Annotated in this window: 16 protein-coding genes and 1 tRNA gene; 2 read left to right on the forward strand and 15 right to left on the reverse strand. The window is 39.7% G+C overall.

The window, feature by feature from the left end:
- Positions 1-143: 143 nt before the first annotated feature.
- The 5 genes from JG30_RS06035 to JG30_RS06060 form a co-directional block, all read right to left on the reverse strand.
- A tRNA-Arg gene (locus tag JG30_RS06035) sits at positions 144-217 on the reverse strand.
- Positions 218-317: 100 nt separating this feature from the next.
- Positions 318-1,433 (reverse strand): DEAD/DEAH box helicase, encoded by a 1,116-nt coding sequence (locus JG30_RS06040; RefSeq protein ID WP_052725237.1) that lies wholly within the window; start codon positions 1,431-1,433, stop codon positions 318-320.
- A 191-nt stretch (positions 1,434-1,624) separates the two neighbouring features.
- Entirely contained in the window at positions 1,625-2,389 is a 765-nt protein-coding gene (locus JG30_RS06045) for a GH25 family lysozyme (protein WP_052725239.1), read from the reverse strand.
- Between the two features lie 116 nt (positions 2,390-2,505).
- Complete coding sequence (locus JG30_RS06050; RefSeq protein WP_046317016.1) at positions 2,506-5,649, reverse strand: WxL domain-containing protein; 3,144 nt, start codon at positions 5,647-5,649, stop codon at positions 2,506-2,508.
- 768 nt (positions 5,650-6,417) lie between these two features.
- Entirely contained in the window at positions 6,418-7,452 is a 1,035-nt protein-coding gene (locus JG30_RS06060) for a branched-chain amino acid aminotransferase (protein WP_046317020.1), read from the reverse strand.
- Between the two features lie 340 nt (positions 7,453-7,792).
- On the opposite strand from JG30_RS06060, the gene JG30_RS06065 reads away from it, so the two are divergent.
- Positions 7,793-9,487, forward strand: a complete 1,695-nt coding sequence (locus tag JG30_RS06065; protein WP_046317022.1) for a phosphoenolpyruvate carboxykinase (ATP) — start codon at positions 7,793-7,795, stop codon at positions 9,485-9,487.
- Positions 9,488-9,765: 278 nt separating this feature from the next.
- On the opposite strand, the gene JG30_RS06070 is transcribed toward JG30_RS06065, so the two are convergent.
- Positions 9,766-10,284, reverse strand: a complete 519-nt coding sequence (locus JG30_RS06070; protein ID WP_046317024.1) for a PadR family transcriptional regulator — start codon at positions 10,282-10,284, stop codon at positions 9,766-9,768.
- Between the two features lie 129 nt (positions 10,285-10,413).
- Here JG30_RS06070 and JG30_RS06075 point away from each other — a divergent pair, with 129 nt between their 5' ends.
- Positions 10,414-12,108 (forward strand): MFS transporter, encoded by a 1,695-nt coding sequence (locus tag JG30_RS06075; RefSeq protein ID WP_376856702.1) that lies wholly within the window; start codon positions 10,414-10,416, stop codon positions 12,106-12,108.
- Positions 12,109-12,794: 686 nt separating this feature from the next.
- Here the strand turns inward: JG30_RS06075 and JG30_RS06080 are convergent.
- The 9 genes from JG30_RS06080 to pcrA all read right to left on the reverse strand — a co-directional run bounded on the left by JG30_RS06080 (position 12,795) and on the right by pcrA (position 25,998).
- A complete protein-coding gene (locus JG30_RS06080; RefSeq protein ID WP_245626297.1) occupies positions 12,795-14,303 on the reverse strand; it encodes a DUF262 domain-containing protein in 1,509 nt (502 codons plus the stop codon).
- 608 nt (positions 14,304-14,911) lie between these two features.
- A complete protein-coding gene (rlmD, locus tag JG30_RS06085; protein WP_046317028.1) occupies positions 14,912-16,276 on the reverse strand; it encodes a 23S rRNA (uracil(1939)-C(5))-methyltransferase RlmD in 1,365 nt (454 codons plus the stop codon).
- A gap of 65 nt (positions 16,277-16,341) precedes the next feature.
- Entirely contained in the window at positions 16,342-17,340 is a 999-nt protein-coding gene (locus JG30_RS06090; protein ID WP_046317030.1) for a diacylglycerol kinase, read from the reverse strand.
- A 4-nt stretch (positions 17,341-17,344) separates the two neighbouring features.
- Positions 17,345-18,775 (reverse strand): Asp-tRNA(Asn)/Glu-tRNA(Gln) amidotransferase subunit GatB, encoded by a 1,431-nt coding sequence (gene gatB, locus JG30_RS06095; RefSeq protein ID WP_046317032.1) that lies wholly within the window; start codon positions 18,773-18,775, stop codon positions 17,345-17,347.
- A complete protein-coding gene (gatA, locus tag JG30_RS06100; protein ID WP_046317034.1) occupies positions 18,775-20,214 on the reverse strand; it encodes an Asp-tRNA(Asn)/Glu-tRNA(Gln) amidotransferase subunit GatA in 1,440 nt (479 codons plus the stop codon). Before gatA ends, gatB begins: the two co-directional genes overlap by 1 nt.
- Positions 20,211-20,513, reverse strand: a complete 303-nt coding sequence (gene gatC, locus JG30_RS06105; protein ID WP_046317036.1) for an Asp-tRNA(Asn)/Glu-tRNA(Gln) amidotransferase subunit GatC — start codon at positions 20,511-20,513, stop codon at positions 20,211-20,213. The genes gatA and gatC overlap by 4 nt, the downstream gene beginning before the upstream one ends.
- A gap of 68 nt (positions 20,514-20,581) precedes the next feature.
- On the reverse strand, positions 20,582-21,730 hold the full coding sequence (locus JG30_RS06110) for a CamS family sex pheromone protein (RefSeq protein WP_046317037.1): 1,149 nt from the start codon (positions 21,728-21,730) through the stop codon (positions 20,582-20,584).
- A gap of 16 nt (positions 21,731-21,746) precedes the next feature.
- The gene (gene ligA, locus JG30_RS06115; protein WP_046317039.1) at positions 21,747-23,750 is read right to left on the reverse strand and encodes an NAD-dependent DNA ligase LigA; all 2,004 of its coding nucleotides are present in this window, start codon (positions 23,748-23,750) and stop codon (positions 21,747-21,749) included.
- 22 nt (positions 23,751-23,772) lie between these two features.
- Complete coding sequence (gene pcrA / locus JG30_RS06120) at positions 23,773-25,998, reverse strand: DNA helicase PcrA (protein WP_046317041.1); 2,226 nt, start codon at positions 25,996-25,998, stop codon at positions 23,773-23,775.
- Between the last annotated feature and the right edge of the window lies 1 nt (position 25,999).

The following is a 25,999-nucleotide window of genomic DNA, read 5'->3' on the forward strand; positions in this document are numbered from 1 at the left end:
CTGGTTATCAACTGTGCCGGCGCCACTATGCTTACTCGATTCTTTTCTTTGGTGCTCTTCTTATAATTACCATTATTTTTGTTAATTTTTTGCGACATAGATAAAAAAATTATAAAAAGCCCCATTATATTAGGGGCTCAAAATGATCTCGATCGGATTCGAACCGATGACCTACTGCTTAGGAGGCAGTTGCTCTATCCAGCTGAGCCACGAGACCAAGACGAGATCGAAATAATCTTCACCAATTGATTTTCCCACGAATTACAGTCACTGTAAAGTCCGAGCGGTCAATCCTTCTTGTGCCAACACCCTAGCGACTAAGGATGACGTGTAGTGCGTGGCCCACTAAATTTTCCGTTCTGTAATTGAACTTTGCGCGCCCTAATGGTGCTAGCCTGTAAAAGATGTTGCAATTGACGCCAGTCATGTTGATTACCTAGCGTGACTACTTCACCGTCGTGTCCCATTCGCCCAGTACGACCGCTGCGATGAATATATTGTGTAAGATTTGCAGGATTTTGCCAATTCACAACCGTCGTAATTGCCGGCAAATCCATGCCGCGGGCAGCGACATCTGTGGTCAATAAAATGGAAGCTTGTTTTTGCTCAAAAGTACGAATGGCTTCTTCGCGCCGCCGTTTAGGATCGCTCGTATCTAACACCATAAAATAGAGCTTTTGATAGCGCAAGGTTGCCGCTAAACGATGCAACGCTTTACCCGACGCACAAAAAACTAAGATGCGGGCAGATTTGCGGTGTGCTAGTTGTTTTAATAACTGAATTTTATGGTTCTCATCCGTCAGCACAAAATAATGCTGTAACCCCTGACGGGAAAAAGAATCTTGACTTTGATCAACAATAACAAATTGTTGATGAAATAATTGTGATAATTTTTGAAATTGTGGTGTACTCGTTGCCGAAAAAAATACTAACTGCACGCCTGCTGGAGTTCGTTGTAATAATTGGCGAAGCTCAGGTAATTTATCGCTGACCATTAAATCCGCTTCGTCCACCACAATGGTTTGTAATTTGGCTAATTTTAATTTCCGCTGGGTCACTAAATCGTGCACTCGGCCTAAAGTCCCCACCACAATTTCCGGTTTGGTTTTTAGTTTTTCAATCTGGCGTTGTCGATTAGCTCCCCCAATGACCCCATAAATATTTAATTCTGGGGCCAGTGAACGTAAAACATTTCGTGTTTGGATGGCCAATTCTTGTGTCGGCTCTAAAATCAATTTTTGCAGACCTTGCTGGGGCTGCACTTGAGTAATCAGCGGCATTCCAAAAGCTAACGTTTTCCCCGATCCGGTAGGGGCCAGTCCTAAAACAGATTGGCCTTGCATCAGGGGGTTATACGTCTGAGCCTGAATCGGCGTTAAATGGTGAAAATGATGCTGCGCAAAATAGGCAGCAAACTGTTGGGGTATTTCCATAAAATCCTCTTTTTTAACTTCATTAAAACACTAAATCAGTTTCCATTGTAGCAAGAAGCAGCCTGCAAAGTCGAGCAATTTTTAGCAATCAATGACTACTAAAAATAAGGTTTCAACTTTGACACCCGGTTTCAAAATCCAAGCTGCAAAACCGACTCGGGGAACAATCCAATTCTTTATCCAAGAGTCCGCTAATGAGTTCCTGATTGTCCAATAAAATTATTAAAGTCGGCTTGACTACCATTAAAAACTGATAAATGATAACGATTCGTGGAGGCTAAGCTGGGAATCTTCCCTCGAGTATCATATTGCCAAAAATCAAGTTGTAAATTATGCACAGGGCGGGGGCCGCAATTTAACCAGCCTCCGGATTGATTCTGAAGTAAGGCCCTATCCCTAGGATCGACTTGTAAAATTACCGTGCGATGATAATGACGCATTAATAAGTATTGTAATTTTTTTGCTCGCCGATTAATTTGTGTCCAACTCGGTCGTTGATCAGTATAATTATTAATCTGCAAGACAATCGGTAAATTACCAATCCGCGCCCCAACATTCCCCACAAAATTATTGTACTGCGCCACTGCCGAACTGCTAAAACTAAAATAGTGATAACAACCTACCGCTAACTGGGCTCCTTGAATTCGCCAATAATTATCCAAAAAACGATCACTGAAATAATCTGCACCTTGGGTTGCTTTTAAATAAACAAATTGTACCCCATGCTGCTGTAATAAATGAAAATCTTGATAGCCATCCGTATCACTAATACTGACACCTAACACTGGATATTGGCGACTAGACGGCCGGGTGGTATTACGCAGAAAATTGAAACTCAAACCTAAAATCACAAGAATCAGACCGATGAAAATAATCATAATTTGAAAAATACGTCGTTGCTGTTGCCGCGTCAGATGACCATGACGGGCTTGATACTTCTGCCATATCACACTCATTAAACCTCGGATCAAATTTACTTCTATTGTACCCATTTTAGAAAAATTTGGAGTAAATTAAATCGTCAACTACCCTTTGCTGTTTGGAAGCAGAGATAAGCAATTTTTGAATCCGATTACGGGGTATTGGACAGCGTCCAGGTCATTGTCCCGGTGTATTGCCCTACTACATTATTGGCATCAGGAATTTTTAAAGAAATTTGATCCGGTTTCCAAGATAAAACAGCGGATTCCGACTTGGTAGTTACCGTGGCGGAGCTATTGGGTTGATCCTTCAAATTGGCAACGTTTAATAATTCCACATTATCCGTATTCCCTTGTGTATCGGTTGTTGTTAAAGTGGCCTGATTCAAAGCGGCAGTAATGGTATCCCCGTTCCCAAGTCCAGTATATTTTGTTAAATTAGGTTTGGCAAAAGCCACAGTGGTGCCTTGTGGCAGGGCTTTTTGACTTGCCGTTTTAAAGTTAGTGATTTGCGCGGTCACTTTCCAATGGCGCGTGGGCCATTGCAGTTGTTGATCTTGATAAAGAAAATCATCTTCGATTTTGAGTTGGAATTCGGATTTATTAGTAGTTTGTAAATTAAAGGAATACTGGGAATTAAAGGCTAATGATTTATCTGGAGTTAATGTCATCCCATACTTCGAAGCATAGACAAAAACAATCACCTGATTGGTTTTTTGATAATTACCTATGACTTGAGCGTTATTGTGACTGGCATCAGCATTCGGATCATACGGATGGAAAGTGGAAGTTCCATTCACCATTAAATAATAACCTAAGTATTTATGCCCAGAGGCCATTAGACTAGGAGCCGGAGCATTTGGAATGGGGCTATCGGTATTGGACAAAGAGGCGTCAACTAATTTGGTTCGGGCCGGTAAATTTTCTTGTAGAGGTTGATCAATACTGCCTAAAGTATAATTATCTCCTGCTAAAGTAAATAATTCATCCGGCAAACTGGCTGCACTAGTACCGACGTAAGCTGCGGGATCTGTTTTATTAATAGAGGCATCCCAATAATGGAACGTCGCCCGACTAATAGTGCCGTTATAGTATAAGGTGATTTTATATTTATAATCTTGATCGTATTTCAAGGGCAGCGCAGCTAATTCTGTGGCCGTAATCGCTTTTTCTGCTCCCACTGGCGTGCCATTACTATCTAGTGTAGTAATCGTTGCGTGATCATATAAATAATCTTTATCAGCTGCATCAAGGAGATGATTGGGTGCATGACTAGAAGCATCCGCGGTTTGACTAGAAGAGATCACCTGTTGCAGCGGTTGCGTTAATGTACTGTCTTTTGGGGTGATGGTCTTGGAATCTTTGTCCTTATAGGCAAATTGATAAGTTTTTTCCGGCACTTGCACATAGGAAATTTGTTCTAAACCTGGCGAAGTGGTATCCTGTGGTGTTTTCGTGCCAAAGTTTTCTACTGTAGAATCCTTAGGATCACCACGATAAATATTAGAGGAAATACCCGATGCCTTAACTTTGACAAATTTCACACCCTTCTGAGTGACCACATCTTTTTCCCACTGATAAGGTGAATTAGCGGAAGTCGGGGTTTGTTTGGCTCCCCAATCTATTTGAAAATTTAAATCTGCGCGAATAAAAAGATCAGCAAAACCGTCAAATTGAGGGCCTAACAACTTAGTGGTATTTAACTCATAATCGTAAGCGTGCTGTGCGGAAGTCGCATCCGCCGGCTGCTCTTTTAAAGTTTGGGGGTTTTGGGAGCCAGTGTTATTAATCAACTGATCAATATCTTTGGCATTCAATGAATTAATCGCAATCGTGTAAGGAGCCTTAGTTGCATCTTTGGGCAAACTGATCGTGGCATACTTAGGAACTGTAAAATTCTTTACTTTAAATACTGTGGGGGCAAAACCCGTTGGTTGAACGGGGAATTTCTGCAATAATTGAAACTGTGCAGTCGCATTAGTGAATAATTCTTGACTACCTGCAGTGACTACGCCGCCTGAAGAATCAAAAATTTGGTATTGTCCTTTATTGTCTTGCTTAGTTGTTGTGCCTTCTACATTGAGAAACGGTAATTCTGCCCGTGTCACAGGGCGATTGCTGGTATTCACATACATTGCCGCAGTGGTATTAGCTGTTGAATAGTTAACCCAATTAACCTGGCCGTTATCAAATAAATACATAAAAGCTAGATCATTGCGCGTTCCCGAGTTATCAATATCCGTTCCCATTAAATCAAAACTGCGGCCATTGGAATCTAAATGCCCCTTGACCTTTGTATTGCCCTTGGATTGATCATTAAAAGCCCAGATTCGGGGTAAAATGGTGCCATTTCGATTAATCGGAGTCAGATCATTTTTATCAAAGGCAAAACCTTTTCTTTGATTAACATTAAAAGCTTGATACGTTCCGTTTAACTTTACGGGTTCTAACTGACTAACCTTATCATTATCGCCCTTACAACCTTGCACATCTGTGTCATATAAAAATTTAATGTTAACATCCCACTTTGAAGAAGCCTGAGAATTATTCCGAACTCCAGCCGCATTAGTGGAAACTTTGAGCCAGTCACTGGGATCGGGACTATTCTGTGCCCCTAATCCGATACCAACATCATACGAGGCACGAAAATTACCGGTGGTATTTTTATAGCCAGACCAATTGTTTCTACCATCGCCGCTTAACTTTATCGTATATAATAAATCAATCCAATTACCGTTAGCGTAAGTAACTTTTTTCACTACAAAAGAAGCCGGCTTACTATGATCTTTTATTATAAAGCCATTGATACTGCCGCCTGCCCACACGTTAACAGAGCTAGATGTCCATAAATTTTCTAAATTAGTATAGCGGGCTTCTTGGCCTTCAGCAGGCTTATAGTTATTATAGTCTTTCGGGATCATAAAACTTAAATCATTATATTCGCGCGGGATGACAGGAATATTCTCATCAGTAGTCAACACAGGAGTTTTCATGACTTTAGCATAAGTGGCCACGGCATCTTTGTCCGCTTGATTTGCTAGGTCATTTTCTAAGTTACTATCTAAAAATGGCCACTTGGGAAGGACATTAGCATAGCTTTGCTCATTAAGGCCATCTCCATCAAAGTCACCCTGACGCCACAGGTCGTCAGAACCCCGTTGTAAAATTTTTTTAGTTGCAATCAAATCGTGAAAATTCACCGCGTAACTAGTATTACAAAAATAGAACCAACCACACACTAAGAACATCGTAGCGAGTAACGCTTTTTGAACTAAATTAAATTTATTTTTGTGCATTAGGAAACTCCTTGAAAATGAATCATAAACACATTCGAAAATCATCCTCATACGTTTTGAATATATTGTATAATTTCGAAAAATGTTTTTTGATTATCATCAAATATCATTCAGTAGTAAATTATACACTTTTTATTATTCTTTTATCAATTGATCTGCTTAAATCCCTTTATTTTTTATGTGCAAATAATTTCTTTTCAGAAAACATTTTTTATTCTTACGCTCTTATAGGAAAAATATATGCCAAAATACTTGAGTTAAAGCTTAGGTTAGAATTGGTGTTGATTTTCAAGTTAGTCTGTTCTGGTAATGAAATAACTTCTGAAAATCAGTTTAAAATTATGATAAAGCACAAAAATATACCTTTTTTAACGGAAAAATATGTGTTTTAAACAAATTTTTTAATTGATAAAGTGAGCAGTGGCGATTAAGCTTTATTTATTCTGTGATAAACAAACAAAGCTAACATTTTTTTGCCTAAGTTAATACAATCTTGGTTTTTATCATTGGCGCCAACGTCAGCAAACTAATTTCCTGGCTGAGGATTCTGGCTAGACTTTTCCAGCCACTTATCGTTAGCAGCAACTAGGATTAAAAGTCTGGAAACTGCATACAAATCTCTTGTCGCACTAACTGCAACGTTGGGCTGAGATTAAATGGACTAGATTGATATTTTAGAAGATAAAAAAAGCACTCTTTGGAATTAGACATAACTTCTAATTCCCAAAGAGCGCTGAAAATAACTCAAATACTATTTGCTTTTACAAATTAAACTTCTACCGGAACGACCCAACCTTCAGGGCCTTTGCGATCCCCAAATTGAATTCCCGAAAGCGTATCATACAATTTCCGCGTAACTGGCCCGACTTCTGTCTCACTATAGAAGACATGAAGTTTCCCGTTATGCTCCAGACCACCGATAGGTGAAATTACGGCTGCAGTACCGCAGGCTCCGGCTTCTTTAAATCGATCCAAATCGTCAATGTAGACGTCACCTTCTTCAGTTTGCATGCCTAATTCATGCTCGGCTAAATAAAGTAGTGAATATTTCGTGATACTTGGTAAGATGGAAGGAGATTTCGGCGTCACAAACTTGTCATCTTTCGTGATACCAAAAAAGTTTGCTGAGCCCACTTCTTCAATTTTTTTATGGCTGATGGGGTCCAAATAGACACAGTCAGAAAAACCTCTTTTATGAGCTTCTTCTCCAGGCATTAGGCTGGCACCATAATTACCACCAACTTTATTTTGCCCCGTACCTTTATGGGCAGCACGATCATATTCTGAAGTTGTGAAATTAGTCGGTGTCAAACCACCCTTAAAATAATTTCCAACCGGCATTACAAAAATTCTAAAAAGATATTCACTGGCTGGATGGACTCCAATTACTCCCTCCACGCCAATCATAACTGGGCGAATATACAATGTAGCTCCATTGCCGTAAGGTGGTACAAAATCAGCATTTGCTTTAACTACATCCTTTACCGCCTGAACAAACATTTCGGTGGGCACTTCTGGCATCAACAAGCGTCGACAACTCCGTTGCATTCGCTGGGCATTTTGATCGGGGCGAAAAAGCTGGATATTGCCTTCCTTAGTTCGGTAGGCTTTGAGACCTTCAAAGTCCGTTTGCCCATAATGCAAAGCCGTTGCACATTCATTCATTTGCATAGTGCTTTCACTGACCAGGCCGGCATCTTGCCACTCACCATCACGATAGTAAGCCTGATATCGGTAAGGCAGATCCATATACTCAAATCCTAAATTATTAAAATCAACATCACTAACTTTTACTTTTGCCATAATATGCCACTCACTTTCTAATTTGAAATTAATAAAATGATAACATGATTAAAATTTAAGTCAAGGTAATTAACCAAAAATTTATCATTGTTCTTGTTTGACAGGGTTTTCAGGTAAATTTACGTTTTAATAAACGTCAGTCTGTAAAAAATGGCTTTTTAATATTTTTAGAAAAAATATAGCAACCACCCGGAATAATGTCTCTTGTTTTTCCCAAAAAACTTTTATATGACGTGGTAGTATTTAAATAAATTTAATTTTTCTTAACTTTTCGGTTCCCCTAAGTCAATAAATCGACTAGAATACCAGTTAAGATACAGAAAGGGGATTCTTCATTTTCATGTCAAATGATTCTAACATTAACACTCAAGCTTTTTATTTAAATCCACAACGCAAGGTGGCTGTTCTAAATTATAATGAAAAATATATTGCGGATATTTTTGAATTACTCGATAGTGAGGAGCTACTCCAAATTGTTCAAGCATTCTTAGATCGGCGGCGCCATAAAACCGAAACTAATAATGCATTTGAAGATCAAAGCGCCACCAAGTACGTCGCTACCATTAAAGCGATTATGCTCAATCAAAGTGCTGTTTTCCAACAATTTGATCGCACAGAAGTTTTGCAGAGTATTGAGGCTCTTTATTCCTTCTATCGTTCTTTCTTAAGAATTGCAGTTTTGAATCAGCATGATTCCAGCGTTATGGCTAATGGCTTCATGAACATTGACAATCAATTTAATGATTTGGTTATTCACTTATATCGCACCATTGAAGAAAAACTACAAGGCTTTGCTAACAAAACATATCGCCAAGTCAGTGCCGGTTCTTCAGCCTGTATCTTGACACAATCTCATGACTGGCCGATTCCGGCAGGTTATGAAGCTTTAAAACCGATTCGATTTATTGATACTTTAATGCTTCGGCCACCAATGATGATGAAAACTCCCAGCAATAAACGCGAAGGAACTTTTACCGCAGTCGAACAAAATCCGATCCAGAAATTCACCGGCTCGCAAGATGAATGGTTCTGTTTCCCAGCCAAAATTGGTGAAAGCTTAGCTTATATCTATTTTCATCGTGATTATTTTGCCAGCGGTATTTCCCTAGCCAATTTATTTGAAGTTGCCGATGCAAAGAGTGTCATTGGTCATAAACCCGATTTAATTCTATTATTTGGGCTACAACATACCGAAGGCGATGTTTGCCATTATTATCATGACACCGACAATGATCTCTGGGTTGGAGAAGTCCCTTATAATGATAAAACCACTTATTTTGGTTATATGAAAAAGATGTGCTTGACATTACACAATTTGCATATGATTTACCAAGGTAAATTGCCTATTCACGGTTCCATGGTTCAAATTAATTTTGCTAATGGTCAAAGCAAAAATGTGGTTTTCTTCGGTGATTCGGGTGCCGGTAAATCTGAGTCGATTGAAGCGTTGCAAGAAATTGCAGATGATCAAATTATCGATATTGAAACCATTTTTGATGATATGGGCAGTTTCACGCTCACTGATCATGATATTTATGCTCAAGGCACCGAAATCGGCGCTTTTGTCCGCTTAGATGATTTAAGTTCTGCGGTTGCTTTTAACAATATGGACCGGGGCATCTATCTGAATCCTGATCAAAAAAATGCCCGTGTCATTATTCCTGCAGATTCTTATGCCCGCGTAATTGCCCATCATCCGATCGATATGTGGGTATATGCGAATAATTATTCTGATAAAATCGGCGTGCACCGTTTTGCCACGGAAGATGAAGCCAAACAAACATTTATTGCTGGCAAACGTAAAGCTTTAGGTACGACGGATGAAGTCGGTATGAGTACCACCTTTTTTGCGAATCCCTTTGGACCAGTCCAAGAAGAAGCCCGCACCCGTCCGATTATCGATCAAGTCTTCCAGCGTTTGTTTGATCACCATATTTACGTTGGTGAAATCTATACCCATCTGGGATATGATAAATCCAAAACCAGTTTGAACCAATCAGCTCAGGAATTATTAGATCTCCTGACCAACAGCTAATTGTTAGTAAAAGCAATCAAAAAATCCACTATCAAGTAGTGGATTTTTTTGTGCCATCCTAGCGATGACTAGCGCTCAAGACATAACAACATCTAGTGGCCTGAAACGTGTAAAAATTTATTTCTACTAGTAAAAAGCCAAATGATCAGCTCAATTTCACTCACAATTGTTCTCAAATACTCTGCTGTTTTGGCATGCCCTGTGGATAGATAAAAACTGAGAAGACGGACGGCAATAGCCATTTTGAAACCAAACTAATTCAGTGGCTGGCACTTATTTTACTGTTTGAAGGCTGCTAATTGCTGGTTCAAGTAGTCCACCACTGCCGTATAGTGCGCCAAACCATAGCCCACCGTGATTTTTTGTGAATCCGTAATGCCCTCTTGCTCCCATTGCTGCAGACTACTTTGTAAATGGTTAATTTGTGCTGTTTTCAACTGAATTTCTTTTTCCATCAAGTTAATAATTTGGGAGCGACTTAAATTATCGCCAAAAAAAAGTTTCATTAAAAAATCCGATTTAAAAACTTCTGCCACTGCATCAGAATTCAAATAAGTCTGTAACTCTTTTTTCCCGGCAGCCGTAATTGAAAAAACATTCTTATTCGGCTTATCAGCCTGAATAATGGTTTGTTTGACTACTTTACCTTCTTGTTCCAATTTTTTTAAAGTAGGATAAATCATCCCATAAGTACCATCATAAAAATAAGAAATTTGATTTTTTAGGACATCATTAATTTCATAGCCTGTTTGCGGTTTGTTCCGTAAAATTCCCAGAATAACCTCTCTACCTTTCATCATTATCATCCTTTTTATTTTTCATCATATCATTGGCAGATAATCTTTTCAGTATTTATATAATTGACAACTATATTAATTATGTTTATATTAATGTTATTAATATAAAAAGAAGGGCTACTCATGCGTATTCGCAATAGATTAATTATTCTGGCTATGTCTATTGGTATTTTTTTATGTATGCTGGATACCACTGTCATGAATGTCGCTTTACCTGCTATTCAGTCTAGTCTGGCGGTGCACTTGGATAAATTATCTTGGGCTTTGAACATCTATACTATTTTGTTTGCCACTTTAACCATTCCTTTGAGCAAATTAGCGGAGCGCTGGGGAATTAACAAAACTTATATTGTCGGTTTACTTATTTTTATAAGTGGTTCAATGATTTCAGCAGTAGCTCAAAACTTACTCAGCTTAATTATTGGCCGGGCTGGACAAAGCATTGGTGCGGCAATTGTTTTTCCGTTATCTTTAACTATTGGTATTAGTTCTGTAGATCTGGCCGCGCGAAAAGGTGTGATTGCTGTCTTAGGCATTACTCAAGGTCTAGCCTCTGCTTTAGGTCCCACTATTGGCGGCTGTGTTACTCAATTTTGGTCTTGGCGCTGGATTTTTATAATTAACATTCCTTTGTCTCTTTTTTCTTTGCTTATTTGTTTCTTGGGACTGACGTTAAATGAAACTAAGCAAAAAGAACCCTTGGACCTTTGGGGTTCTCTTTTCAGCATGATCACTTTGTTCGCCTTTACTTTGGGTCTAGTGCAAGGACGTGCGTGGTGCTGGCATAGTGAGACAATTATCGGTTTATTTATAACCGCCTTAGTTGCTTTAATACTCTTTATCATTTGCGAGTCTCAATCACAACATCCTATGGTACCGCTGGCGCTCTTTGGCAATCAAGAATTTACAGGGGCGGCTATTACGATTGTTTGCAGCAATCTCTTTTTAGTGGCCGTGACCGTCATCTTACCAACTTACTTCACCAAAATTCAAAACAAAACGGAATTAACTGCAGCCTTTTTAATTACGCCCATTACGGGGATGATTTTTATCTTTTCGCCACTGGCCGCTGTGTTCATTGATCAATTAGGAGCGCGGCGCGTCTTAGCAATAGGTTTTTTATTAATGACAGGCAGTTTTTGGCTGTTTTCCACAATTAATATGAAAAACTTGACTCTCGTAATTATCAGCTGCTTAATTTTGGGAATGGGTTATGGGATTATCACGGGCCCGATTACTGTTTTGGCAGCTTCCGATTTTCAAGGAACGTTACTAAATGCTTCGCAAAGTGTGGCGGGAGTTCTGCGTCAAATCGGTATTTCTTTGGCGATCGCCATTTATGTCAGCGGCTTATATGGTAATTTAGTCACAGCGCGCACCCAGGCTACGCAATATATTCAAGCAGAAGTCGCGACGTTAAAAATTCCCATGGCTAAAAAACAACTACTGACCCACCAAGCGTTGCAGGCTTTAAGTCACCATTCTTCTAAAACGACGACTAATTATTTTACTGTCCAAGACAAACAACAAATTGTTCAAGCACAATATATTAAAAGCTTACAGCAGCAACCGCAAGACTTGTCTCCAGACAGGCAACAACAGCTGCACCAACACATTCAAATCCAGGTGGAGCACAAACTAACTAAGATCAATCGACAAATTAACACTGTAATTCATAAAATTCATCGGTTTGCCACACGCCAATATGATCAGGCTTTTGCGAAATTATATCGTGCTTCTGTAATATTCGTTTTTCTGTCGACTCTCAGTTGCTTACTGTTTCCTGCCAAAAAAGTTACACCTGAACCCAGCCGGTCCAAATAATTGCTTAACTTTGATTTCAACCAATTGAATCCATTTAAACGACCACTACCAAGAGGCCTATTGCTAATTATTGATGTTAACCAGAAGAGTGTTTGGTCAACCTAGCCATATTTGATGTTTTTCAGATAACTTATTCTTGGTTCAAGCCTTAATTGTTCCTAATTACTACTCAATCCCTAATCTTTTTTCCCTTAGACAGATGCACCCAATTTTACCTTTTTCTACTTTATTGAATAAGACACTTGATCTGTGATGTCACAAATTTCAGAAATTTTTGCAATAATCGCTAAAATAACGGTTGCCGAAAAATTCGTTTCAACTATCGTACCATTTTCCAGCCTTGATGGATGGTGCCAATTACCTCCAAATAGCATTCGTTTCAATTGAGGATTGGCTTTAATACGTTCATAATTAAGGCTATCTTTATTCCAAATATCATTCAGAAAAGTTAGCAACATCTGACGCCAAGATTTGACCGAATACTCATTCTCATTCAGTGTAATGAAAATAGGTTTTTTACCAGTTACATCAATTGCTTGATCAATTGTATACTCACCGGAAAGTTCTTCTTCATTTGCCTCTTTGATGTTTGGTTTTGGAAAGATATTCGTTAATTCTTTAGCCAGTTTTTCTGTACGATCAATGATAGCTTCTCGATTCCAACGATCATAGCTTTTGGCTATCTCTCAAGTCAGAGAAACATTGGAGTTTTTATAGAAGTCTTTCTTATCAGCATAAAGATTATTACTCATTTCCTGATTATACATAGTAAGGGTGAGATTACCAATTGTGTTGCCATACTGCTCTTTAACTTTATCGGCATTGGCTACCTGCAAGCGCCATTCAGCATTTAACCTTTGAGGTAAAATATGTTCTACCTGGGCATTATCAAAGTCGATTGTTTCCTTTGTTCTATGCTCTTCCAAAATTACTAAAGCTAACTTGGCTAAGTGATTCCTTTGATGATAAAGATCTTCTTTCATCAAGCTTTCGGATAATTTATCATCATCTGGGAACTTATTTTTTAACAAGCGCAACAATCTTGTTTTTAAATTGCCACCATCTTGAGATAAACCACAAAGAGCGACAACGATCTTATCTAGTCCATTGGAGGGCATTTTACATGCTTTTAGCCTAAACAAATAGCTTTCTAAAATGTGCGCCAGCTCATTGAGTTCTGCTTGTTTAATTTGTCCAGAGTCCACTAAATCTAGCAATAGCATTAAATAAGGGAAAACCACCTTGATATCCATCACATTTATATGACTTAAAATCTTGCTAAACGCAACATCATTCGATTTATGATTCAGTATTTGATCATAGTAGCCTGCAAATTTAAAGAGGTCCGCTAAGGCTTTTTCAGGTCTTAATCTTTCAGTAATAAAATAGTTCTTATAACTACCATATACATCATTTTTCTTCACTGACACATGGGTTTTCACCACCAGATAATGGCGAATAAACTCCGCAAAAGTCTTAGTCGGAAACATGCGTTCCATTTTGACCCAATATTTTTTATAAAGTTCAGCTTGCTGCTGAGAGTCCAGCTTCATTAAAAGAAAGTTACGTACTAAATCTGATGGTGATAATGATACCCCTGTAGAGTTTAAGCTTTCAAAAATAACTTGAGGGTTTTCCTCATTTGGATTATTACTTAGCTCAATATAAACCATATTAAAATGATTCATGGCCTCATAGAGTTGAGAACTGTCAATATCTGAATTAGTAATTAATTTTTGGAAAAGATGATAATTATCGATTACTTTAGACGGCTTATTAAATTGAGTTATGCCGTTCATAACTGAACTAAATGCTTCATAATCATGTTCAACCGGTTTGAATTTTAAATGACCATTATCCGCAAGATATTTATTCGTTAAATATTCTTCTTCAATTTCTGCCTGATCTTGTTCATCCGCCTCTGACAATGCTTTTAAAAGTAGTGTCAGGCTTATCAATCTTTGCTGTCCGTCAATGATACGATAAATATGACTCATCTTGTTGCCGGTCTCTGTAACATAAACAATGGCCCCTATAAAATGATCAGTATCGTTTTGCACTGCAAGAGTTAAATCTTTAAAAAGCTGCTCACATTGATCTCTACCCCATTCATAATTTCGTTGAAACACAGGAATTTCAAAAATTGTTTTCCCGCTTCCTAAGAAATCAAATAGGTGTATACTATCAGCTTTCACGCTATTGTTCCCTCCCGAATTTACTTTGTCTTAATTTTTACAATATACCTTCTGGGGCATGCATACCTGATCTCCCAAAAGGTTCTGATGATAAAATTGTTGGTCCGTAAACAATTCTAGTGAAACCTTAGGATTAAAACTCAGAGCTTTTCCAAATTTATAAATTAAAATTTCACTTTTCACATAAATTCTTCTTCAGCTAAACAACACTAGCTTCTCTTATGCGTCCAAAGTTTATCCAGTTAATAAAATATTTTTTTAATATGATTATAGCAAACTTATTTATCAGGCGGGCATTCAATCTTGGTATTTATCAAATTAGCTAAACAATGTGCCAACTACTTTTTATAGTATACGTCTAATCTAATAATCTTCCGTGCCCAGTAACTAGTTAGACAATCTTCCAATGGTTAATCATCTTCTAATTTATTTTATAATTGTTATTAATCCTACTAATTTGTGGCTGATGGATATATCATCGTCCAAAACACAGTGCTCGCTAAAAGCAGCGCAGATTCATTCCTCTTTTCAGCCAAACAAAAAAGTGGACTAATTCGCTCCACACAAACGAAATTAGTCCACTTCCAAGCTGTCACGCAAACCTTGCTCTATGCTTTTTTTATACGTTTTAACACGGTGACACTTTCCACATGCTTAGTCATTGGAAACATATCCACAGGTGTACACTGAGTAATTAAATACTGTTCTTGCAATAATTGGCAATCGCGTGCTAAAGTCGCGGGGTTGCAGCTAATATAGACAATTTTTGACGGCTGTAAAGCCTGAATGCTACTAATTAAACTATGATCCAAGCCTTTACGTGGAGGATCAACCACTAACACATCTAACTTTTGGCGGTTCTGCGCCCAATTATTCAATACCGTTTCCGTTTTACCCTGAATAAATTCCACATTGGAAAGATTATTCAGCGTGGCATTCCTGCGCGCGTCTTGGACTGCCTGAGGCACCACCTCAATACCAATTACTTTTTGCGCCTGCGGGGCTAAGCTTAAACTGATCGTGCCAATACCACAATACGCATCGACAACAGTTTGTTCTCCCGTCAACTCTGCGGCTCTTATAGCTAATTGATACAATTTAGCAGTTTGTTCGGGATTAATTTGATAAAAAGATTGTGGCGAAATGCGAAACTGATGACCCAATATCTCATCGGTAATATACTTTTGACCTGCTACTAATTTAAACTCGGGGCCTAAAATGACATTAGTAGGTTTTGAATTCACATTTAAATATAATGAAGTAACTTGCGGTAGTTTGGCAATTTGCGCCAAAACCGCTGATAAATGGGGAATTTTCGTAGTTAAAACTATTAATACGACCATCAATTCACCACTAGCTGCTGCTTGCCGGACCATAATTTCACGCACTTGTCCTTGATGATGGACCTCATCATAGCCTTGTAATTGATAAGCGCGTAGCAAATCACGAATTTGATTGATTGTTTGATCAATTGCCGGAGCCTGAATTAAATAATCATCCAATGGAATCAACTCGTGAGAGCGACTGCGAAAGAAGCCTGTAGTGGCTTGACCAGCCACCGTGCGTACCGGAATTTGAGCCTTATTACGATAAGCTAAAGGGTGTTCAGCGCCAACAGTTGGTTGCACCGTTACTTTTAAGCCTTGTTTAGCCAAAGTTGTTTGTAGTTGTTGGCGTTTAAACTCCAACTGTTGGGGATAAGCTAAATGAATTAAGGGGGCAATTCCCGTTTGGACATACTTTTGATTTACCTGTTCCACCCGATAAGGGGACTTTTGGCGAATGTGTAGGGTTTTGGCAAAGCCAAATTTGCGACCGATTTTTGTAATTACTGCAGTTACTTCTTCGCCAGGCAAAGCATTTTGCACAAATAAAGAATAGCCTTCGACTTTAGCTACACCCAAACCGGCATAAGATAAATCAGTAATCGTTAAATCTACAGTTTGATTTTTGGTCAAATTAATTTTTTTCATGGGGCTCCTTATTAAAAAAGATCGGCACAATAATTTGTGGTCGACCTTTGAATGAATATTTCACTTTATTTTTGTTTTAAAGAATCAACACTTTGAACAAATTGCTGTTCTGCCTGTTGTTCATCCGGTGTTTCCGAACTAATCGAACGATCCGGGATTGCATCTACATCCGCAAAGATTTCCAAATGATGAGGTAACACTGAAAACTTCATTGGCGCATCACCGCCATACTCGCCATCTAAATTAATCATGATTTTGTGATTATCATTAGGCTTCACAAAGAGGTGGCTGGTTTTAGTATAAATAATTTTGGGATCATTAATATGGGATCCACCCTTTAAAGCCTTAGCCACTAAAATCAAAATTTCAGCAATGTTGGCTCCTTTGACAATCAGTAATGAAAGCTTGCCGTCACCTAGTTCGGCATCGGGGGCGATTTGCTCAAAACCGCCGACTGAATTCGTTAAGCCGGACAAAAACAAAGTAACATCACCATCATAACATCCCTGGTCATATTCAATGTGCATATTTATCGGCTTAATCCGCGGTAACATTTCGGCGCCCTTTACCAAATAAGCTAAGTAGCCCAAAATGGATTTATACTCTGAAGGAACTTCATATGTTATTTCAGAAATGGAGCCGCCCCCAGCAATATTCATAAAGTAATGTGATCCAGCTTTTCCAATATCCATGGGTAAGGTTTGCTTTTTTAAAATTAGCTGAGCCGCAGCTACAGGATCATTGCGGGGTATTTTCAAAGCACGCGCATAATCGTTAGTTGTTCCTCCCGGAATAATCGCTAACTGTGGCCGCTGCGCTAACGGTGACAAGCCATTGACCACTTCATTTAAGGTGCCATCGCCCCCGGCAGCTACGATTAAGTCAAAACCAGCTTCTGCTGCTCGCCGGGCTTCTGTTTGTGCGGATAGCGGTTGGGGCGTCGTGCGAAAAGCACTTGCTTCATAACCCGCAGCTTCTAAAACATCTAAAATATCTGCCACGGATTTGAGTATTGTTTCATTGCCGGAGCTGGGATTATAGATCAACCGAGCTTTCATTTGCATCCTCTTAACGTTTTTGAATTTCTGCAGTTAAAATTTGGTTTACCACTTTCGGATTAGCTTGTCCATGAGTTTGTTTCATGATTTGACCAACTAAGAAACCAAAAGCCCGATCTTTGCCATTTTTAAAATCAATAATCGATTGTTCATTTTGATCTAAAACTTGATTAATTAACGGCGTCAAAACAGCCGGATCTGATTGTTGAATGAGACCCTTTTGTTCCACCCAGGCCTTAGGTTCTGTGCCGTTTGAAATCGTTTCAGCGAAGACCTTTTTGGCAATCTTCGAAGAAATAGTGCCATCTTTAACTAATCCAATCATCGTTGCTAAATGTTGCGGGGTTAATTGGGTTTCATCTAAACTTAAATTATGTTCATTCATGTAGGCATTAACATTGACCATTAACCAATTCGAAACTTGCTTCGGATCAGCTCCTAAATCGACGGTTTGATCAAAGAAATCTGACATTTCTTTCGTATCCGTGAGCACTTGGGCATCATATTCCGGAATGCCTAATTCTTGAATGTAGCGTTGTCGGCGAGCTTGCGGCATTTCCGGAATTTCGTGGCGGATAGCCTCAATCCAATCGCTGGTAATGTGGTAGTCAGGTAAATCGGGTTCTGGGAAATAACGATAATCGTCAGCCCCCTCTTTGACCCGCATCAAAATTGTTGATGCAGTGGCTTCATCATAACGCCGCGTTTCCGGACGGATTTCACCGCCAGCCATTAAAATTTCAGTTTGCCGTTTTTCTTCAAAGGCTAACCCATTTTTAACATGACGAAAGGAATTTAAATTTTTCAATTCTACCTTTTGGCCTAATTTATCTGAACCGATCGGGCGCACCGAAATGTTGGTGTCTACCCGCATTGAGCCTTCTTCCATTTTAACATCTGAAGCCCCTGTAAATAGAATAATATGCCGGAGGTTTTCTAAATAGGCATAGGCTTCATCTGGTGATTTCATGTCCGGTTTAGAAACAATCTCAACTAATGGGGTCCCTTGACGATTAAAATCGACCAAGGAATAGCCAGCATCGCCGTGGGTATTCTTTCCTGCATCTTCTTCAATATGCAATTCTTCAATTCCAATTTTTTTCTTTTGACCGTGGACTTCAATTTCTACCCAACCATCATGTCCCAGTGGTTTTTCTTTTTGGGTAATTTGATAAGCTTTGGGATTATCCGGATAAAAATAATTTTTACGATCAAAATGTGTATGATGCTCCACTGTCGCATGTAAAGCTAAAGCGGTCATAATTCCTAATTTATAAGCTTGTTTGTTCACCGTCGGTAAAGTTCCCGGAAAACCAAAATCAATGATATTCGCTTGGGTATTGGGTTCAGCCCCATAAGTGACCGGTGAAGGACTAAACATCTTTGTCGCGGTTTTTAGTTCGACATGGACTTCTAAACCAATTGTTGTTTCAAAATTCATTAATTTTGACCTCCGATCTGTGGACGCTGAGCTAAAAAGTTCGTTTCATTTTCTAAAACTTGCGCAGTATTAAAGATGGTTTGTTCACCAAAAGCAGGAGCAATCAGTTGCACGCCTACTGGCATACCATCTGCCAATCCTACCGGAACTGAGGCCGCAGGCAATCCTGCTAAGTTGGCCGGAATTGTCAAAATATCATTCATATACATAACTACCGGATCATCAATCCGGGAACCTAAATCAAAGGCTGTAGTTGGGGCTGTTGGTCCCACTATTAAATCATAGTTTTGGAAAACTTTCTCAAAATCTTGATTGATTAATGTGCGAACTTGAGCCGCTTTATTGAAATAAGCATCATAATAGCCGGCTGATAAAGCAAAAGTTCCTAGCATAATCCGCCGTTTGACCTCATCGCCAAAGCCTTCACTACGTGAATGGACATATACGTCTTCCAAATTCTGAACCTCTGTGGAGCGATAACCATACCGAATTCCATCGTACCGTTGGAGATTGGAAGAAGCTTCACTGGAGGCAATAATATAATACACTTGTACAGCATATTGGGCATGAGGTAATTGAACGGTGTCAATTTGTGCCCCTTGTGCAGCCAATAAATCTAATGCGTGTTGAACTTGTTGGCGCACTCCCGGGGCAACTCCGTCTCCCATAAATTCATCCGGTACAGCAATTTTCAATCCCCGCACATCAGCATTAATAGCACTAAAATTAGGAACCGGCTGTGAAGAACTCGTATTATCATGCGGATCATAGCCCGCCATTGTTTGTAAGATGAGCGCAGAATCAGCCACATGGCGCGATAACACACCTACTTGGTCCATACTGGAACAAAAGGCAATCACACCCCAGCGTGACACCCGGCCATAAGTCGGCTTAATGCCAAAGACACCATTAAAGGACGCCGGTTGTCGCACAGAACCGCCCGTATCGGTTCCCAAAGCCGCCAAAACTTCCCCTGCGGCCACGGCCGCTGCCGAACCGCCTGAAGAACCGCCGGGAACCTTTTGCAAATTCCACGGATTTTTGACTGGTCCAAAGGCTGAATTTTCACTGGAAGACCCCATAGCGAATTCATCCATGTTGGTTTTGCCAATATTGTGCATACCTGCGGCTAATAATTTAGTTGTCACAGTGGATTCATAGACTGATTGAAAGTTGCTTAAAATTTTACTAGCTGCCGTGGTCTTCAACTGTTTAGTCAAAATATTATCCTTAATAGCTAAAGGAATTCCGGCTAACAATTGCTCAGAATCAACACTGGTTTCTGGCACCGGTTGGTCATTGACGGCTAAAAAACTATTTAATGTGGGATTCAATTGTTGAATCCGTTGGATAGTTGCTTGATTTAATTCCGCCACACTCAGTTGGCGATTGGCTAATTTTTGATGTACAGAAGCGATAGTTTCATCAAAATAATTCACTGAGCATCCTCCCCGTTATCTAAAATAGATGGTACTTTAACGTAACCCGCTTGCTGTTCAGGAACATTTTGTAATAATTGCTCACGTGTTTGCGTTGGCTGTGGTTGATCAGGTCGTAAAGCTGTTTCTTGACGGGCAATATGCGTCGTGGGTGCAACTCCCGTAGTATCCAGTTTGGTTAATTCATTTTCCATTTGAATGATTTCATCCAATTGACTGGTAAATTTTTCTAAAGTGGCATCGTCAAACTCTAATTTGGCTAGCTGAGCTACATGCCGTACTAATTTTTTATCAAGCATACAATCATCCCTTCTAATATGGATATTAAAATAGTTTCAATCAAATGCCAAGCTTTAATTGATCCAAACTAATATGAAGTAAAGACATGGCTATTATATTGTTTATTATTATAATCTTTCGTTAACAGGGCCTGCATCTGCTGCACGGTTTGGATCCGGATTTCAATAGCGGGTTGTTGCGGCAAATATTTATTAGCCGCATCTTGCACAAATTGGGTAAAACTACTAATCTGGGCTGATCCATAAAATTGCGTGTTAATTGTAATCACCATCCCTGATAAAGTTCCATCTTCATAATGGGTTTGAGCAGTTACGCCACTGAGGTTAGGAAAGTAGTTTTGAATTGTGTTTTTGAAATTCGAAAAGTTATCCGCATCCGTAGTATTAATCGGATCTTCATTACCGACAACTGGTAGCACCTGATTTTGTTGATGAATTGTCGACCAGTCTGTGATCGTTTTTTGCCCGGCTTTGGCAACACCATAAGCAAAATAGCTTCCGCCTACTAGGGAGTCATTTACATTTTGCTTATATAGACCAATCGTAATAGGCACCTGCGTTAAATTATTTTGTTGGCGTAAACGTTGAATAATCTCATTAGCCATCTTTTTTCCGTGATCGGCCCGTTGACTATCCGTAATTTTTGTTTCAAAAGTACTCCCATACTGCTCTTTTCTATAATAGTCAATGTCATTTAAAGATAACCCAATCGTGACCCCGGATAATTTATAATTTTTTTCACTTTGTGTATAAAAGTCTTGTTCTAATAATTGTTGTAAATAAATCGGATTGCGTTTATTAGGATCCTTTTCGCCATTATCTATCGGATTGAGTCCTTGGGGATTATTATCCGATTTACGAGCTAACCATTTTTGAGCCACGGGTGCCGAAATTAATTTCCCTTCTTGAAAATAATATTTATCAGGGGAATATTCCTTTTTGGAAATGGCTAATAACCCCGTCTCGAAAGCTTGCAAATTATTATTATTTTCATTATCACTACTACTCGTTAATCCCGCAATCGGACTCACATGATATTTTCCATCTTGCAGCAAGGTACTATATTGGCCGGACTTGGAGGGCCCGGTAGTCATGGTTTTTTTTGTTTTGGAACTGTTGGTAATGTGATTGGACAAACTCGATTCGCCAAAATTACCACAACCAGCTAATAAGGGGAGTAGTAATAACGTAATGCTCCATTGAATGAATTTTTTCATGCTTCACTCCTAGATTTTAATGCAACTGTGCTTGCAATTGTGCTTCATTAAGAATCTTAATTTGTAATTGCTGTGCTTTGGTCAATTTACTGCCCGCATTTTCTCCCACAATTAAATAATCGGTCTTCTTGGAAACCGAACTCGTGACGTGTGCTCCCAGTTCCGTTAACAATTCTGTCAATTCTTGGCGTTTATAATGTTGTAAAGTTCCTGTAATAACGACCGTCCTGTCGGCAAAAATCGTCTGAGGATGCTTCCGGGTGGTTGCGGTGGGGGTAATAAATTTCATATTAACCTGTAACTGTGCTAAATCAGCTAGTAGTTCCTGGACTTTCGGATTGGCAAAATAGACCTGCAGACTATCAGCAATTATTTCTCCCATGGTATTAATTTGTAAAATTTCGTCGGTGGAAGCGTGCATTAAATTTTGCATTGTTTGGAAATGTTCGGCTAAAAGTCGGGCCGCCTTCGCTCCTACATGTCGAATTCCCAGGCCATACAACAACCGTTCCAAAGAATTGTGGCGCGAATTGGCAATCGAATTCAGTAAATTATTAATCGATTTTTCCTGAAAACCATCTAAATAAGTTAAGTCACTTGCTTGCAACCGGTATAAATCAGCCACATCATGTACTAACTTTTGATCCCATAATTGCTGTACGATCCGCGGCCCTAATCCCATAATATTCATTGCATTCCGCGAAGCAAAATGTGTCAGTCCTTCTTTCACCTGAGCCGGACACATTGGATTAATACACCTTAAGGCCACTTCTTCTTGTAAATGTACCAGCCGCGCACCACAGGAAGGACAAGTTTGAGGCGCTTGATAAGGCTGACTATCCGCCGGTCTTTGACTCAGGACCACTTGGGATACTTCCGGAATAATGTCCCCCGCTTTATGCAACCGCACAGTATCTTGCACGCGGATATCTTTAGCTTGAATCAAATCCCAGTTATGCAAAGTTGCGCGGGCAACAGTAGTGCCGGCTAATTGAACCGGATCCATAACGGCCGTCGGCGTCACTACCCCGGTTCGACCAACTGTCCATTCGATTTGTTGAATTTTCGTTTCGACTTCTTCAGGCGGAAATTTATAAGCAATTTCCCAACGGGGAACTTTAACAGTATTTCCCAATTGTTGTTGCAAGTGTAAATCATTAACTTTTAACACAATTCCGTCAATTCCATAAGGTAATTGATCCCGTTGACTTTGTGCCTGCTCAATAAAATCGGCAACTTGATCTAAATCATGACTCACAATATGCCGTTCATTTACTTGCCAACCCCAGGCCTGCATCTTTTTTAAAGCTTCGGCTTGGGTTTGCACTCCCAAATTGGCGGGTTGAACTACAGTATAAATAAAAGTTTGTAGTTGTCGCTGCTTAGTCACATTTGCATCTAATTGACGTAAACTGCCGGCCGCAGCATTGCGGGGATTGGCAAAAATACTGTCTCCATTTTCTTCTCGTTGTTGATTCAGTTTGTAAAAGGCAGCCTTAGGCATGTAGCATTCTCCGCGCACTTCCAAATCTACAGGTTCCGGCAAAGTGGTGGGGATGTTGGCAATAGTCCGCACATTGGCGGTTACATCTTCACCCACATTTCCGTCTCCGCGGGTTGACCCTTGAACTAAGCGCCCTTGACGATAAATTAAAGACAAAGCTAACCCGTCAATTTTTAATTCCACACAATAATCTACCGCTTGCTCCAACGTTTTATGAATGCGGGTATTGAATTCTTGCAATTCCTGATAAGAAAACACATCCCCCATGGACAACATCGGCACTTCATGTCGCACTTTGGTAAAATCCGGCGATGGACTATCCCCTACCAGTTGACTAGGAGAATCGGGAGTGACCAGTTCAGGAAACTGTTGTTCCAAGCGCAGTAATTGCTGGTACTTCCGATCGTATTCGGCATCCGTTACCAAGGGTGCATCTTGCGTATAATAGGCATGTCGTTCTTGATTTAATTGTTGTTTTAATTGTGCTAATTGTGCTTGGGCGCGCTGACGATCCATCCATTTCACCTCATTATTCAGATTAAAGCTTGGTAATTGGTGCAAATTCGGCTAACAGCCGTTTAATACCTTGACCTTTAAACGCGACATCTAATTCAGCATCGCTCCCTTGTCCGCTGACTTTAACAATCGTCCCGGGTCCCCATTGTTTATGCTGCACCGTCTCCCCCACCTGCCAATCAACTTGTCCGGCAGTGGTTTGATTAGCCACTTGAGGTCGCCGTTTCGTGATCGTGGATGCTACTCCCCGCCGAGCGGCAAAAGGTGCCCGAGTAGGTGTCAGGGGCTTGGCGGCCATTGTAGGTTGTTGAATATCTAATAATTGCTCATCAATTTCTTCCACAAATCTCGAGGGTGAATTCGTTTGAGGACGCCCATAAAGCATACGACTAAATGTGTTGGTTAAATACAACTTTTCTTTAGCTCGAGTAATCCCCACGTATGCTAAACGGCGTTCTTCTTCCAAGTCACTGGGTTTGTCTAAAGAGCGTCGTAAAGGAAAAATTCCTTCTTCTAAGCCGACTAAAAAGACCACGGGAAACTCCAAACCTTTAGCGGCATGTAAAGTCATCAACGTAATTTGTGGTTGATCATCAGCGCCCATATCTTCACTGCTGACTAAAGCTAAATCACTCAAAAAATCCCGTAAGCGATCCGGATTTTCGGCTTCTGGCTGATATTCCCGGTCAAATTGTTGCGTAACGGTTAATAATTCTTGAATATTCTCTAAGCGGGTTTGGGCTTCTAAAGTAGCTTGTTGCTCTAAGGCTGCCACATAGCCGCTTTGTTCTAAAATTCGGGTCATTAAATCGGTAATGGACCAATTTTGGCGTTGCTCAATTAGCTCTTCAATAATTTGTGCAAATTTCTGCAAATTAGTACGGGCGCGCCCCCGAATTGTGGAAACATCCACGTTAATCGCTGCTTCTAACAAACTCCAATGTTGTTGCTGCGCTAACTGTTGCAACTTGTCTAAAGAACCTTGCCCGATACCGCGCTTAGGAGAATTGACAATCCGCTGAAAACTGAGCGAATCTTTGGGATTGGCTACTAACTGTAAATATGCTAAAACATCGCGAATTTCCTTACGTTCATAAAATTTATGACCGCCGATAATTCTATAAGGCAAATTAGCTTTTAATAAGCGATCTTCTAAGATCCGGGATTGCGCATTGGTCCGATATAAAATCGCAAAATCAGCCAAGGACCGTTGCTCTTGAGCTTGCAATTTTTGAATTTGCCCAATCACAAATAACGCTTCATCACTCTCATTTTGAGCTCGATAATAAGTTATCGGAGCTCCCGCAGCGTTATTCGTCCATAAAGCTTTAGGTTTGCGGTAATCATTGTTGGCAATGACTTCATTAGCTGCTTGTAAAATGGTTTTGGTGGAGCGATAGTTTTGCTCCAGTAAAATAGTTTGGGCCTGGGGATAATCTTTTTCAAAATTCATAATATTATCCATGTTCGCCCCACGCCAACCATAAATACTCTGATCACCATCTCCCACCACACACAAATTTTGACTTTTTTGACTCAATTGATAAATCAGTCGATATTGTGCATCATTGGTATCTTGATATTCATCAACATGAATATATTGAAACTTATCTTGATAGTAACTTAAGACAGAGGGATTTTGATCAAATAAAAGGGTGGTATTCATGATCAAATCATCAAAATCCATTCCCTGATTAGCTCGTAAATTAGCCTGATAATCTGTATAAACTTGTGCAGCAATTTTTTCAAAGGGCGTTTGTGCCTGCTTTTGGTAGGCTGTGGGATCTAATAATTCATTTTTGGCATTACTGATGGCATGTAAGAGAGCCCGCGGATCATATTTTTGCGGGTCAATATTTAAATGCCGGAGAATTTGCTTCACCAACGTCAATTGTTCGGCCGCTCCAGTAATTGTAAAAGAAGTACTATAGTCTAAAGCGGCTGCTTCACGACGCAAGATGCGCACACACATTGAATGAAAAGTTGAAACCCAAATACCAGTAGCTTGTGCACCTAATAACTTCCCCACTCGGTCCTGCATTTCCCGGGCGGCCTTATTGGTAAACGTAATGGCCAAAATATGCCAAGGCATTATTTGTTTTTCCTGAATTAAATAAGCTACCCGATGGGTTAACACCCGCGTTTTGCCACTGCCGGCGCCGGCTAAAACTAATAGCGGTCCTTTTGTAGTCAAGACGGCTTTTTTTTGTTGTGAATTTAATCCTTTTAAAATTGCTGCTTCGACCATT

This window comes from Bombilactobacillus mellifer (assembly GCF_000970795.1).
Classification (GTDB): domain Bacteria; phylum Bacillota; class Bacilli; order Lactobacillales; family Lactobacillaceae; genus Bombilactobacillus; species Bombilactobacillus mellifer.

Excerpts from the sequence above, each read along its gene's own strand:
- JG30_RS06040 (WP_052725237.1), bottom strand. The coding sequence starts at position 1,433 with ATGGAAATACCCCAACAGTTTGCTGCCTATTTTGCGCAGCATCATTTT.
- JG30_RS06045 (WP_052725239.1), bottom strand. The coding sequence starts at position 2,389 with ATGAGTGTGATATGGCAGAAGTATCAAGCCCGTCATGGTCATCTGACG.
- JG30_RS06050 (WP_046317016.1), bottom strand. The coding sequence starts at position 5,649 with ATGCACAAAAATAAATTTAATTTAGTTCAAAAAGCGTTACTCGCTACG.
- JG30_RS06060 (WP_046317020.1), bottom strand. The coding sequence starts at position 7,452 with ATGGCAAAAGTAAAAGTTAGTGATGTTGATTTTAATAATTTAGGATTT.
- JG30_RS06065 (WP_046317022.1), top strand. The coding sequence starts at position 7,793 with ATGTCAAATGATTCTAACATTAACACTCAAGCTTTTTATTTAAATCCA.
- JG30_RS06070 (WP_046317024.1), bottom strand. The coding sequence starts at position 10,284 with ATGAAAGGTAGAGAGGTTATTCTGGGAATTTTACGGAACAAACCGCAA.
- rlmD (WP_046317028.1), bottom strand. The coding sequence starts at position 16,276 with ATGAAAAAAATTAATTTGACCAAAAATCAAACTGTAGATTTAACGATT.
- JG30_RS06090 (WP_046317030.1), bottom strand. The coding sequence starts at position 17,340 with ATGCAAATGAAAGCTCGGTTGATCTATAATCCCAGCTCCGGCAATGAA.
- gatB (WP_046317032.1), bottom strand. The coding sequence starts at position 18,775 with ATGAATTTTGAAACAACAATTGGTTTAGAAGTCCATGTCGAACTAAAA.
- gatC (WP_046317036.1), bottom strand. The coding sequence starts at position 20,513 with ATGCTTGATAAAAAATTAGTACGGCATGTAGCTCAGCTAGCCAAATTA.
- JG30_RS06110 (WP_046317037.1), bottom strand. The coding sequence starts at position 21,730 with ATGAAAAAATTCATTCAATGGAGCATTACGTTATTACTACTCCCCTTA.
- ligA (WP_046317039.1), bottom strand. The coding sequence starts at position 23,750 with ATGGATCGTCAGCGCGCCCAAGCACAATTAGCACAATTAAAACAACAA.
- pcrA (WP_046317041.1), bottom strand. The coding sequence starts at position 25,998 with ATGGTCGAAGCAGCAATTTTAAAAGGATTAAATTCACAACAAAAAAAA.